Source organism: Pseudomonas sp. LAMO17WK12:I1, assembly GCF_900177315.1.
Classification (GTDB): Bacteria; Pseudomonadota; Gammaproteobacteria; order Pseudomonadales; family Pseudomonadaceae; genus Aquipseudomonas; species Aquipseudomonas marginalis.
In genome coordinates, this window is the sequence record NZ_FWZV01000010.1 from 229,607 (window position 1) to 243,032 (window position 13,426).

Annotated in this window: 6 protein-coding genes; 4 read left to right on the forward strand and 2 right to left on the reverse strand. The window is 60.0% G+C overall.

Annotation, left to right across the window (positions count from 1 at the left end; translation table 11 throughout):
- Window positions 1-13: 13 nt before the first annotated feature.
- The 4 genes from B9N88_RS20390 to B9N88_RS20405 all read left to right on the forward strand — a co-directional run bounded on the left by B9N88_RS20390 (window position 14) and on the right by B9N88_RS20405 (window position 6,614).
- Window positions 14-742 carry a nitroreductase family protein gene (locus B9N88_RS20390; protein ID WP_027605825.1) on the forward strand — a complete coding sequence of 243 codons (729 nt, stop codon included), beginning with the start codon at window positions 14-16 and terminating at the stop codon, window positions 740-742.
- A gap of 189 nt (window positions 743-931) precedes the next feature.
- A complete protein-coding gene (locus B9N88_RS20395; RefSeq protein WP_223841582.1) occupies window positions 932-2,443 on the forward strand; it encodes an efflux transporter outer membrane subunit in 1,512 nt (503 codons plus the stop codon).
- Window positions 2,436-3,530: an efflux RND transporter periplasmic adaptor subunit gene (locus tag B9N88_RS20400; protein ID WP_027605827.1), complete on the forward strand. Its 1,095-nt coding sequence runs from the start codon at window positions 2,436-2,438 to the stop codon at window positions 3,528-3,530. Before B9N88_RS20395 ends, B9N88_RS20400 begins: the two co-directional genes overlap by 8 nt.
- A 3-nt stretch (window positions 3,531-3,533) precedes the next feature.
- Window positions 3,534-6,614 carry an efflux RND transporter permease subunit gene (locus B9N88_RS20405; protein ID WP_043293557.1) on the forward strand — a complete coding sequence of 1,027 codons (3,081 nt, stop codon included), beginning with the start codon at window positions 3,534-3,536 and terminating at the stop codon, window positions 6,612-6,614.
- Between the two features lie 156 nt (window positions 6,615-6,770).
- Here B9N88_RS20405 and B9N88_RS20410 read toward each other — a convergent pair whose 3' ends face one another.
- On the reverse strand, window positions 6,771-12,233 hold the full coding sequence (locus B9N88_RS20410) for a WGR domain-containing protein (RefSeq protein WP_027605828.1): 5,463 nt from the start codon (window positions 12,231-12,233) through the stop codon (window positions 6,771-6,773).
- Window positions 12,221-13,423, reverse strand: a complete 1,203-nt coding sequence (locus B9N88_RS20415) for a M48 family metalloprotease (RefSeq protein ID WP_027605829.1) — start codon at window positions 13,421-13,423, stop codon at window positions 12,221-12,223. The genes B9N88_RS20410 and B9N88_RS20415 overlap by 13 nt, the downstream gene beginning before the upstream one ends.
- Between the last annotated feature and the right edge of the window lie 3 nt (window positions 13,424-13,426).

The following is a 13,426-nucleotide window of genomic DNA, read 5'->3' on the forward strand; positions in this document are numbered from 1 at the left end:
GAGCAACTCAATCATGAATACACATCACCCGGTACTTCCTTGGGACGGCTTTCAAGCAGCGAACCGTTTCCGCAGGGCCATTCGTAAATTCAACTCGACGACGATTCCCGAAGGTGACGTGTATGCATTGCTTGCTGAAGCTGCTTTTGCACCTTCCAGCGGGAACATGCAGCCGTACGAGCTGCATTGGATTCGAGAGCCGGCCTTGAAAGCTAAAGTCGCTGCGGCCTGCAATGGGCAGAAAGCGGCGGCGACAGCGGCAGACTTTGTTGTCGTAGTGGCCAGCCCCGCGATGGGCCTGCGAACCGCCAGAGCGCAACTCGCTCATGTAGAAAGCTCGACGACACTGGGCCCTGACTCGAAGGCTTACTATCGCAAGCAAGTAGGCATGTTCCAGAAAATCCTGGGCATTGGATCTTCGGCATTCTGGTCACCGCTGGTGTCTCTTGCCGCACTTATCCGTCCCACCTTATCGCTGATCCCTATTGGGCACACCGGCGGTCGTCAATGGGCAGCACGCAATGCGATCTTCGCTGCTCAAACAATCATGCTTGGCGCAGCAGCCAAAGGCATCGACTCCTGCCCGATGGAAGGGTTTTCCGCGTCGCAGGTCGCCAAACTTCTCGATCTCCCACGGGGTGCGGTGATTCCTCTTGTGATTGCCCTTGGGTATCGCGCGGATGATGCACGGATCGAAGAGAGGTGGCGCTACCCGATCTCCGACATTGTGGTTTCGCACTAGGGCTTATTGAGAGGCTGGCGAAGCTTTTCACTGTCGCCGTGAGTCAGCCCAAAAAACGCCGGGGTTGCTTTGACGGTAAAGAATAAGTTGCTGCCGCCCACGATGAGTCGACTTGACTCTCGACGCGCCAGCTTAAGGCTTTGCGTCTGCCGTTAAGGTCTTAACGTGCTTTATTTTCGGTTATCTGAGATGACTTCAAAAATCAAACGTGACGCCAGTCGTGCCAAGCGTAACGGGCACGCGTGGGTGCGCTGCAGGCGGCTGGCGATGTATGCATTCGCTGCATCGCTGTTGGCATCTGGTGGTTGTTCGTTGCAGCCGGCCTATACCAAGCCGACCCTGGCCACGCCCTCCGGTTGGTCTGGGGCGTCGGCGCCCGAGGACAATCAGCCTTCACTGGCGGCAAAGCCCTGGTGGCGGAAGCTCGGTGATGATGCTGTCGACGAGTTGATCGATAAGGCGCTTGCTGATAACCCAACGTTGCTTCAAGCGCTTATGCGTATCGACGAAGCCCGTGGGACGCTGGGAGTGACTACCGCAGATACGCTGCCCACCATCGGTGCGAGTGCGAGCTTGACGCGGGAGCAAAGCCAGAACACGTCTCCTTTTTCTTCCAGCACCACTGTGCTTGGCACCTCGGCTTCGGTTGGGCCGAGCTTCAGCTGGGAGATTGATCTTTTCGGACGGGTTCGGGAGTCGGTTGAAGCTTCTCAGAACCGCCTTGATGCTCGCACGGCTGATGCCGCATCAACGCGACTGACCCTGGTAGCCGATATCGCGAACGATGTGCTGACTCTGCGTGCCTGCGAAAACAGTCGGCGTGTGCTGGTTGATGACATCGCTTCCCGGGAAAGAACCCTCGCCCTGACTCGACGACGTCTGCAAAGCGGCTTTGCCGCTGCGGTTGACGAAGCTCGCATACTCACGGGCCTTGCGACGTCCCGTACCAATCTGGCGACTCAGCAAGAACAGTGCGCTCGCCAGGTGAACGCTTTGGTGGCCCTCAGCGGCCAGAGTTCTAGCAGGGTTAAGACATTGGTAGGTGTTGCTCCGTCAACGCCTGATGCGGCGCCCGTGTTCATGCCACGAGCGCCGGCGGCGGTACCTGCAATGCCTGCAACGGTGTTGGTGCAACACCCGGATGTTATCTCGGCTGAGCGTGAAGTCGCCGCTGCCTGGGCAGATATCGCTGTTGCTCGCGCAAACCGCCTGCCGCGTATTGATCTGACGGCAGCATTGACCGGTCAATGGATCCGCGCCGCAGGCTCCAGTCTTGATTTCAACACGTGGTCCATTGGCCCCAGCCTGAGCGGCACGCTGTTCGATGGCGGTACAGGCGCTGCGAATGTGAAAGTCGCTGACGCTCGCTACAGGCGCGCAGTAACCAGTCTGCAAGGCACGTTGCGCACTACCGTTCAGGACGTGGAAAACGCTATTGCTGCTCAGGCATCGGCCGAATTACGGGGTGCATCGACCCGAGAAGGTGTGATCGCTGCTTGCACCACACTGCTGGCTTCCGATGCTCAGTGGAAGGTTGGCGCTGTCAGCCTGTTCGAACTCGAAGACAGTCGCCGCCAGTTCGCCTCGGCACAGGACGCGCAGATTTCTGCGCGTCGCGACCAGGCTCAGGCCTGGATATCCCTAGTCAAAGCCACCGGCGGAGCAATCGCCCTAATTCCGGACAACACAGCCCATGAATAACTTGTTTTTTTCTTCGGGCCGTCTCGGCCGCAGGTCAGTCAGTGTCGTTGCCCTATGCATTGGGGCGATGGTCGGCGGTGTCCTGTTCTTCACCGCTCACTCCAACGCCACGCTGGCACCCATGCAGCCTGCCGTCGCGATGGCTGTGACTACCACCACAGCAACGCTGGTGCAGTGGCCTGCAACGCTTGAGGCCAGCGGGGTTATTGCCCCATGGGAGGAGGCAATCATCGGTTCCCAGGTATCGGGCTTGAGATTGGCTGAAATGCTCGTGAACGTGGGGGACCGCGTTAAGCGCGGGCAATTGCTGGCGACTTTCGATGCCGACCTGTTGGGTGCCGACGAGTCACGGCTAAGGGCGTCCTGGCAACAGGCCGAAGCCAATAGCCAGCGCGCTTTGCAGCTCAAGGGTACTGGCGGCATGAGTGAGCAGGACGTTCTCCAGTATGTGACCCAGGCCGGTGTTGCGAAGGCATTGCTGCGAGGAACGCTTTTGCAAATACGGTACGCCAAAGTGATCGCCCCGGATGATGGCGTTATCAGCGCCCGTAGTGCAACGGTGGGTGCGGTGTATGGGACGGGACAAGAGCTATTTCGAATGATTCGCCAAAGTCGCCTGGAATGGCGTGGTGAACTGACAGCTGTGCAGCTATCCCAAGTCAAACCCGGCCAGCGTATCAGCCTGGTATTGCCTGACGGTACCTCAGCCGTAGCGGTAGCGCGCGAGCTGGCGCCCAGCCTGGATAGCCAGACCAGGCTCGGTATTGTCTATGCGGATATTGAACCCGGCAGCCTGGCAAGAGCTGGCATGTATCCAAGAGGGAGGGTCGTCGTCGCTGAAAGCTCCGCTCTGGTGGTACCGGCTGCAAGCGTAGTGATCCGCGATGGTCGCAGCTATGTGCCCAAACTGCTCGAGGGTGACCGCATCGGTATGCAGCCAGTGATCGTGGGGCGTCGACAAAACGCCGAGGTGGAAATCCTTTTAGGGCTTGGTGTTACAGACAAAGTCGTCGTGCAAGGCGCCGGCTTCTTGAACGACGGCGATCGGGTCCACGTTACCGCAGCGCCGGTTGCGGCCCAGGAGTGAATGATGAACTTTGCCACGTGGTCTATCCGTAATCCCATTCCGTCCATCCTGCTTTTTATCCTGCTTTCCTTGGCCGGGATCCTTGGCTTTCGTGCCTTGCCAATTGCCAACATGCCGGACATTGATCTCCCAACGGTCGTTATCGCTTTGACGCAACCTGGCGCTGCGCCAGCTCAAATGGAAACCGAGGTTGCACGTAAGGTCGAGAATTCCCTGGCGACGTTGTCAGGTATCAAACACATCAGCACCTCCATCGTCGACGGGCTGGTCACGATTAACGTTGAGTTCATCCTGGAAAAGAAACTCTCCGATGCCCTGATTGAAACCAAAGACGCAGTGGATAAAGTGCGTTCCGATCTGCCTGGCGACTTGGAGCAGCCCTCTATAAGTGCGGTGCGGGTGGGTGGTGATGAGGCGACCTTGCTCTACGCCGTGGCGTCTTCGCGAATGGACGAAGAGGCCCTGTCCTGGTTTGTGGATGACACCATTAACAAGACTATCCTGGGCGTGCCCGGTATCGGCAAGTTCGAGCGGGTCGGCGGTGTCCAGCGTCAAGTATTGGTAGAGGTGGATCCGGCAAGCTTGGCTGCCATGGGGGCAACAGCTGCGGATGTATCACGGGCGTTGAAAACGGTTGAGCAAGAGTCGTCTGGCGGAAGAGGGCAGGTGGGGGGCACTGAACAGGCGGTGCGCACCATTGCGACTGTGCGTACAGCTGCCGAACTGAACAGCCTGCCGGTGGTGCTGGAGAGTGGGCGACGCGTCAACCTGGACCAGGTCGCGGTGGTTAAGGATGGCTACGCGGACCGGACTCAGATCGCCACCCTGGACGGCAAACCCGTGGTCGGATTCAGGATATTCCGTGCCAAGGATTTCGATGAGACGCGAGTGGCGGCCGGTGTGGCCGACGCACTCAACAAGCTTCACGGCACCGATCCAAGCCTGAGTTTTACCAAGGTCTGCGGAACCGTCGACTATACGCGTGAGCAGTACGAAGGATCGATGCACATGCTCTACGAGGGCGCGCTACTGGCCGTGCTGGTGGTGTGGTGGTTCCTGCGCGACTGGCGTGCAACCTTGATTTCGGCTTCAGCCTTGCCCTTGTCTATCCTGCCAACGTTCCTGGTCATGAGCTGGCTTGGCTACTCGCTCAATACCCTGACCCTGCTCGCATTGGCAGTAATCGTGGGTATTTTGGTGGACGACGCTATTGTCGAGATTGAGAATATCGAGCGTCACAGTCGTATGGGCAAACCGATCAAACAGGCCGCCGGTGATGCTGTAACCGAAATTGCCTTGGCGGTTATGGCGACCACCATGACCCTTGTCGTGGTGTTTTTACCCACCGCCATGATGAGTGGCATACCGGGACTATTTTTCAAGCAGTTCGGCTGGACCGCGGTGGTGGCGGTCCTCTCCTCATTGCTGGTTGCCAGGGTGCTGACCCCAATGATGGCAGCCTATCTGCTCAAGACCCATAGCGGTCATGTTGAGGCCAAGGACGGCGTGCTGATGACACGCTACCTCAGCGCAGTGACATGGTGTCTTACCCATAGGCGCCTCACGCTGTTGGGTACGGTCCTTATATTCGCTGCTTCGATCGCGGTTGTGCCACTGCTTGAGACAGGTCTGATGCCGGCCTCCGACAAGGGCTATAGCAATATCAATATTGAGTTGCCCCCTGGCAGCAGCTTGGAGGCGACCCGAGCGACGACGGGAGCGGTGAGTCGTGCAATCCAGCATATTCCCGGCATCGAGCATGTAATGACCAGCGTGGGGGTCGCCCAACCTGCCGGACGCGGGCAGACACAGGCGGCAGAATTACGCAGGGCGACCATGACGATGGTACTTTCTCCTCGCGGCACGCGCCCAGCCCAGGTTGAGATCGAAACTCAGGTACGCGTCGCGCTGCGCGATGTACCCGGAGCCCGCTTTTCAATCGGCTCGGGGGGGCTGGGGGAGAAACTCTCGCTGATTCTCTCCAGTGACGATAAAGCAGCGCTGAAAACTACAGCGCAGGCGCTGGAGCGGCAACTTCGCGATGTCCCGGGTCTTGCCAACATCACCTCCACGGCAAGCCTGGAGCGCCCCGAGATCATCGTACGCCCCGACGCTCAGCAGGCAGCGGAACGTGGTGTTACTACATCAACCATTGGTGAGACGGTTCGCATTGCAACCAATGGGGACTTTGACGCAAAAATGGCCAAGCTAAACCTGGACAATCGTCAGGTAGCGATTCAGGTGCGAATTCCAGATACCTCAAGACAGGACCTTGAAACGATAGCTAATCTTCGGGTTCGTGGTCGCGATGGCTTGATCCCCTTATCCAGTGTTGCCAGCCTGACGGTAGAGAGTGGCCCTACGCAGATTGACCGTTATGACCGCCGCAGGTACGCCACCGTCAGTGCAGACCTGGGGGGCATGCCGTTAGGGCAGGCGCTGACCCTGGCTAAAGCTTTACCCGCGATCCAGGCTATGCCCACCAGCGTCAAGCTGATCGAAACCGGCGATGCGGAAATCATGGCTGAGCTGATGGGTGGGTTCGGCATGGCCATTGTCATCGGGGTGTTCTGCGTGTACTGCGTGCTGGTGCTTCTTTTCCGTGACTTCTTTCAACCACTGACCATTCTCTTCGCCATCCCGCTTTCAGTGGGTGGGGCCTTTGTCGCACTGCTCGTGACCCGAGGCATGCTAAGCCTGCCGTCCATGATAGGTCTTGTGATGTTGATGGGCATTGTGACCAAAAACTCTATCCTCCTAGTAGAGTACGCCGTGATGGGCATTCACCAGCAACGCCTGTCCGTTTTCGATGCCTTGGTTAATGCATGTCACAAACGTGTCCGGCCCATTGTTATGACGACCTTGGCAATGATCGCGGGCATGCTGCCCATTGCACTGGGGCTGGGAGCGGATGCCAGCTTCCGTCAGCCTATGGCCATCGCGGTGATTGGTGGATTGGTAACGTCAACCGCTTTAAGTCTGCTGGTCGTGCCGGTCGCGTTCACGTATGTGGATGATCTGGAGCGCTTGTTACAGCGATGGTTTCTTCCTTGGTCCGATAGCGCCCAGGCCGTGGAGCGCTAAATACTGGTGACGAAGTCGGCGGTCATTCGTAGCCCCGGAGGGGGCTTCGGATGACGTCTGCTTAGCTTTCAACGTCAGGGCACGCCCGATCAAAAAATGCGGGGAAAGCGCACGTTGATGGTATTGGAGCAGGAGGGCGCACAATGCCGGATCGACTCAGCGCGGCTCGGTGTGATCGAGCCCCGCCTGCTCCTGATACCCTTTGCGCAGTTTCTCCGCGATCAGCTTTTGCGCTTCGCGCTCTGCCCGTTCCGGGCTGTCGAGGGACTTGATCAGGGTCTGGCCCTTGGTGCCGATACGACCAAAGCTCACCACAACCTCCGCCTCTGCGACGCCGATACGCCAGAACTTGTTGGAGTTACCTTCCCCAAAGGTGAACTCGCGCATCGGAATCGCTGCTTCAGTGGCTGGCGGCGGCTCGACTTCAACCGCTGCAGGTTCCACTTCCGGTTCAGGCTCTGGCAGCGCGGGCACCTCATCATTCCTTAGCAGCGCTTCAATACGATTCAGCACGTCCATTGGGTCCCGCAGCCAGTCATGACTGAGCACGTCGATGATCTTCCAGCCGAAACTGCGCAGCACGGTCGGGCGGAAGATATAACGCTCTTTCACGTCAGTCGCGTGCGTCGTATCGCCGTCCAGCAGCACGCCAAGGCTGAAGTGCTCACCGCTGGCGTCGCTGATCGCCAGGTCGCAGCGGAACTGCGAACGCCCGACATACTCCTGCACCGTATGCCCGCGTTTGCGCAACGCGACGGCGATGGCTCCGCGCAGGCTGTCCTTGGGCAGGCTGACGGCAAAGGATTGCTTGGCGCCTGGGTTGAGGTTGGCGAGGATACCCTGGGAGCGCAGCGCATCCCCACTGGCGCTGGCCTGGGCGAACTGCAGGAAAGCGCGCAGTGCCGCAGCACCGTCGTTGTGGGTGTTGGTGATGGCCTCTGCCTCAATGCTGGAAACGATCGCCATGCGCTTGCGCGCACGGCTGAAGATCACATTGAGGCGTTTTTCCCCTCCGCGCTGGTTGATCGGGCCAAAGTTCATCAGCATCTTGCCGTTCGGTCCGGGCGCGTAGCAGATACTCAGGATGATCACGTCGCGTTCATCACCCTGAACGTTCTCGAGGTTCTTGACGAACAGGCCATTGAACTGCCCGGCATCTTCACGCACATACTCGCGCTCAAGGCGAGTGGCAAAGGCCGAGTCACTGGCGGCCAAGTCCTCCAGGGCCTGCTCGATGGCGCCCTGTTGGGCTTCCGAAAAAGCCACGATCCCCAGGCTAAGGCCGGTCTCACGTTGCAGCAGCTCACGCACCAGGTTGGCGATATAACGCGCTTCGGCCAGGTTACTGCGGCTGAGGTAAACGCCATCGCTCATCTTCAAAAAGCTGATCGGGCTGTCGAGCAGTGTGTCGGCGCCCTGCATCACTGCCTGGGCGTCCGTGGAGTCCAGCGCCGCATGGGCAGGGGCAGGGCGTTCGATGCGACGGTCGGGGATGGTGATCAACCGCCCTTCGTAGAAGGCGGCGTTGGAGAAGCTGATCAGCGCTTCATGGCGGCTGCGGTAGTGCCAGGCAAGCAAGGTCGCCGGCAAATTACGCGCGGCCTGGCTCAGCAGGCTGTCGGCATCGAGGTTGATCGCAATCTGCTCGCCGTCTTCCATGGCAACCAGTTCGTTATCGTCCTGGTCGCCGGCGCTGGAGAAGAAGTTGGTGGGTGGCAATTGCATCTCGTCGCCCACCACGATCACCTGCTGCGCACGGCTCAAGGCCGGCACGGCTTCTTCGCTGGGGATCTGGCTGGCTTCGTCGAAAATCACCACGTCGAACAGGTCCGGCGTCAGTGGCAGCGTGTCGGACACCGACAGCGGGCTCATCAGCCAAATGGGCTTGAGGTCGTTGATCACCCGGCCACTGTCGCCACTCGCCATTTCGCGGATGGAGCGGTAACGCATGGTCTTGCCCAGCTCATGCTCCAGTTCGCGGCGGCCCTTGGCATAGGCTTTCTTGAACTCACGGGCCTGGGCATCCAGTTGGGTCACCGACATCGCCGACTGCTTCACATTTTCCAGAAAACGCTGATGCAGCGTGGCACTGAGTACATGGGCGTTGTGCTTGAGCAGGTTGCTTTCAGCTTGGCTGACCTGACGGACTGCCAGGCTCAACGCCGGGCCGTCGAAGCGTGCCAGTTGCGGGTTGGCGCGATACAAACGGGTCAGGTTCTCCTGGGCAATCAATCCATCCAGCGCCGGTTGCGGCAGGGCGTGCTGTTGCATGGCCATCAGGCAGGCGGAATCGGCCTGGTACAGTTCATTGAGCAGAGGGAGGGTGTCGGGCAGTTCGTCGATTTCTTCACGCAGGTCGCGCAGGTATTCAGCCAGCACTCCCAAGCTTGGCGCCGGTTGGAATGCACAATGTTGCGCAACCAACTCGGCCAGGCGTGCCAATGGCTGGTGCAGGCTGGCTTCCTGACGCACGCTGGCCAAGGCGTTCGGATTTGCGCGCTGGCCTTCGACCCACTGGCGCAATAAGGGTGATGTGCTCAATTGCTGGAGCAGGGCTTGCAGGTGTTGCACGAACACATCGATATCCCGGACACCGTAGCGGCTTTGCAACCGCTGCTGCTCGGCCTGCAGCTCGGCGGTGGCGCGGTGTTCGCCGGCCAGGTTGTCGAGCACGCTGCGATAGCTTGGGCGGATCGCGTGCTGGCTGAAGTCATAGCGTCGTTGCAGTTCGCCACGTAGTCGCCACCAGGACGGTTTCAGCCAACGCAACAGCGAACCTTCCAGACGCTGCACCAGCTCCCGGGCGGCGTCAGTGTCCTGGGGGGCGAGTTTGTCGCGCCAAAAATGGTTGGCTTCACTGGCGTTGTGTTGCTGCACGGCCAGGGTCTGCAATGCCGCCTGTTCCGCATGCAGCGCCTGGGAGCCCGGTGAGCCGGGCTCCAGCAGGTCGAGGTGCGAGGCCAGATTGGCGCCGCTCAGTTGTTCGGCAGCCTGGGTCAGTACCCGCGCATCGTCCAGGCGGGTGTCATTGGAAAGCAGGCTCGACGATGCCTCCAGAAACTGCTCGACGCTGTCCATGAGCCCGCAGGCTTCATCCAGGAATGCCTTGAGTTGGCCATAGGCGTGTTCGTGGGTAACCAGGCTTGCGCCGAGGCGGCTGAAGGGGTGACGCGCGAAACTGTCGAGGCCAAAGCGTTCGTTGATCGCCTGATACACGCGCCCCATCAGCTCACTATGTGCCTGCCAGTGACGCCATTCGGGCAACCGCTCCATAACTTCGGGTGGCAGTTTTGTTGCAACAGCCGGCAGGTCGATCAAATGACGCACCAACTCACGCACCGAGCAAGCCAGCGTCTCTGGAACGCCGGTCATAACCTGTTCAAAGCGCTCAATCAGGCCCAGTTGTTGGCTCAGGGTGCTCAGCGTGGCGCTGCGTCGTGCTTGGAGCTGGGGCGATTGGGCATCGCCGGCAATCCAGCGCTCATAACACTCGCGCAGGTTGCCAACGAAGGCTTTTTTGTCCGTCTGGGAATCGTGAATCAGGCAGCACAATTCGCCCAGTTCACTCTGTTGCAGACGGTGGAATACCACATCCAGTGCGGCGCGCTTTTCGCACACGAACAGGACCCGCAAGCCGCGCCCCGCATAGTCGGCGATCAAGTTGGTGATGGTCTGTGACTTACCGGTGCCGGGTGGCCCCTGAATGATGAAGTTGCGCCCGGTGCGGGCCAGTGCGACGGCAGCGTTCTGCGTAGCGTCGCCGGCCACTACGTTCCATTGTTCCGGCAGCGGGATCGGTTCCGGGGCCTGAACTTCGACCTCTCTCGGTTCGATGGAGAACATCCGGTCAAACGCTTCGTTTTGGGCCGGGTCGTCGATCAACTGCGCGTAGTCGCGTACCAGCGACATCTTGCGATAGTTGAAGTTGGCCAGTGTCACTTGGGTCAGGTCGATGTCCCATGCGTAGCGGTGCCCCTGGTTTTCGGGCATGGCGAAGGTGCTGTTTTCGGTGCTGCTGGCGACCATCTGCGGATGCTGGGTGCGCAGCGAGGGTTTGGCGCCGACCGCGAGGCGCAGCGGCAACTCGCTGGGCAGCACTTTTTGCTGGAACAGTTGCAGGCCCAGCGGGCGGTAATCTTCGCGATCGTAGCTGAAGTCCGGCTTCACCAACGGCATGGCCGAGCGCTGACGTGCGCGACGGCGCTGGAAGTGGTGCAGGTGCTGTACGGCCTTTTGGTGGATCAGTTCGATTTGCGGCTTGCTTTGCAGGCGCAGCTCAACGCCGGGCTCGGTCAGCTTGATCTGGCGCGCAATATCAGCGTGGATGTCTTCCAGAGAGGTCTTTTGCAGGTCGACGGTTTCCGGCAACTGGATATCGTAGAGCTGACGCAACTGATGGCGCAATACCGGGTTGAATTCAGCCTCGGTTTCATCGCACTGCAACATGAACTGATCGCGCACACCTTTCTTGCGGCTCAGTTCCACCGGCAGCCACAGCAGCGGGGTGACAATGCGTTCTTCCGGTGTGTCCTTGAGGTTGTGCCAGCGCATGAAGGCCACCACAAGGCGTAGGTTGCTGAAGCCGAACTCGGCGCGGTCGCGGCGGGTTTCCTGGATGATGCGTTCCAGGGACGCCTGCAGCCAGGTCTGGTCGTCAAAGCGTAGCCATTGCTGCAGGCCAACGGGCTTGCCGCTCAGTACCTGCTCGGAGAAACCGCCGAAGGTCGGCTGCCAGGTGCACAGTGCTTCGGGGCGGATGCTTTCAATACGCATCACCAGCGGTACGCTGGCGACGGTCAGGTTGACGTTGGCTTGGGTCGGCCGGAAGTACAGCAGACGATTGCGCCGCGACAGGTCGAATAGCCGGTTGCGCAGGTGTTCCAGCACGACGGTGCGCCGTGAAGCCGGCCCTTCGGCCTGGGCCAGCACACGCTCGACATCCAGGCTGGCCGGCTGCTCGCGCCAGGACTCCAGGCGCCGTACCAGCGAGCCGACATCCGTGGCACGCTCATGGCGGTTAAGCTCTGTCATCTCGACGATCAGATTGGCCAGCACCGGGTTGAGCCGGCCATTGAGCTGGAACAGGTTGCGCCGGTGCCGGGCAAACGTCTTGAGGTCGTTGATGTCGGCAAAGTCCAAGCCGCAGGCCAGGCACGCCAGCAACTGGCCGAGTTGGAAAATATCGGTGATTTCGTCGTGATGCCCGAGACGATGCTCCCAAGCGTGCAACTCTGTGAGGAACACCGGGTGGTCGATAGCCTGGTGCGGGTCTTCCTGGACTTGCAGGTCGGTAATGGCCACGCCACTTTCAGAATCCCGGACCAGGCGGACCTTGCCGACAATATTCAGCGCCGATTCCGGATTGGGCTGCACCTGCTTGATCGCGTCCAGCGCCAGGCGCGGCGTCACGCCCTCGGGGTTACGCAGTTGCAGGGAGCGCTCCGGCCCTTGTATTACATCGAGGTAACCGAGTTGGGCGACACGCCCCAGTTCATGCAGTTGCGCTACCTGGCTCAGCAGGGGCAGCGCCAGGAACAGCACATCATCGATGGGCACGGCGGCACCATCGTGGCTCTGCAGCAATTGAGTGAACGTGACGGTTGGGGTTATTGGGTCCATGTGTCGACCTCCGCTTTGAGCGCGCGAACGAGCGGGTCGAGCTCACGTTTTGGAAATTTGATATCGCGCTTGAGTACGCTGATAAAGTCGTCGGCGCTGCCGAGTTTCTTCGCGGTGCGGGCGGCATGCAGCAATGCTTCATCCCGCAGGTCGCGGTCGACCAGGCACAGGTCGAGCATGATGAAGTGCAGGTATTCGTGGATGCTCGCGTCGATACGTTCGGCGTTCAGCGTACCCAGTTCCAGGGGCACTTCATTGTCCTTCCAGTCGGGGAAGAAGCCACGCACTTGATTGAGTACAACCTCCGACTGCAACACGGCTGCGCCGATAAAGCTGGCGATAAAGCCGCGGGTGAGGGCGGTCAGCTCGACCTGGTCGGTCACATCCAGGCGATTGAGCGACAACGGCCCGCGTAGACGGCGGTGCAGCCACGCCTCTGTATCCGGGACCTGCCGCCACCAGCTGTCGACTGCTTGGGAACGTAGAAACGTCTCCGGATGCGACACGCCCTGGGACAACTGCGCATCCTTGTCATCCAGCTCGCGGGCCTGCTGCAGATAGTTGGCCGCGTCAACACTGACAAGCCCGGTGTGCACCTTGACCAGCGAGGTAATTGACGCCTCTGGCCCGCCGGCTACCAACGCAGCGCCCCGGTCGGCGTAGATTTCGGTGTGCAGGCTGTATAAGCGTGCGGTCTGCTCCAGGCTTGGCGGCGTATACGCATCGGCCATTGCGTGATTGAGAATGCGCTCGGCAGTGAGATAGTCACCGTCGTGCTCCGACCATAATCGGTAATGGGCCAGCTCGTGCCCCAGCAACGCCAGTAACTCCTGGGCATCGAGCCGCTCAAGAATCGGTCCGTAAAAAACCACATGCACTTCACCGGCCAGGTAATAAAGGCTCGCATTCATCGCGCCATCACCGGCCTGGTACAAAGTGGCGGGCGCCTGGATCTGCAACTGCTGCAAAGCCGTTTCACACGCCTGATAGGCCTGCGGGTGGGTCTCGGGGCTGAGCCGATAGGTGTCCCGCAGCAATTGCGCGCGCACATCCTGGGCGTGCTCCTGCTGGGCGCCCAGGGACGAAGCCCAACTCCACACGGCGGACTCACTGGTTTTCAGGTAATCGACCACCTGCTGGTGGTAAGGCAGTGGCGTCAGGTTGCTGATGTCCAGCGTGAGGGTACTCATCGT

Coding starts and splice junctions, on each gene's coding strand:
- B9N88_RS20390 (WP_027605825.1), top strand. CDS start 14: ATGAATACACATCACCCGGTACTTCCTTGGGACGGCTTTCAAGCAGCG.
- B9N88_RS20395 (WP_223841582.1), top strand. CDS start 932: ATGACTTCAAAAATCAAACGTGACGCCAGTCGTGCCAAGCGTAACGGG.
- B9N88_RS20400 (WP_027605827.1), top strand. CDS start 2,436: ATGAATAACTTGTTTTTTTCTTCGGGCCGTCTCGGCCGCAGGTCAGTC.
- B9N88_RS20405 (WP_043293557.1), top strand. CDS start 3,534: ATGAACTTTGCCACGTGGTCTATCCGTAATCCCATTCCGTCCATCCTG.
- B9N88_RS20410 (WP_027605828.1), bottom strand. CDS start 12,233: ATGGACCCAATAACCCCAACCGTCACGTTCACTCAATTGCTGCAGAGC.
- B9N88_RS20415 (WP_027605829.1), bottom strand. CDS start 13,423: ATGAGTACCCTCACGCTGGACATCAGCAACCTGACGCCACTGCCTTAC.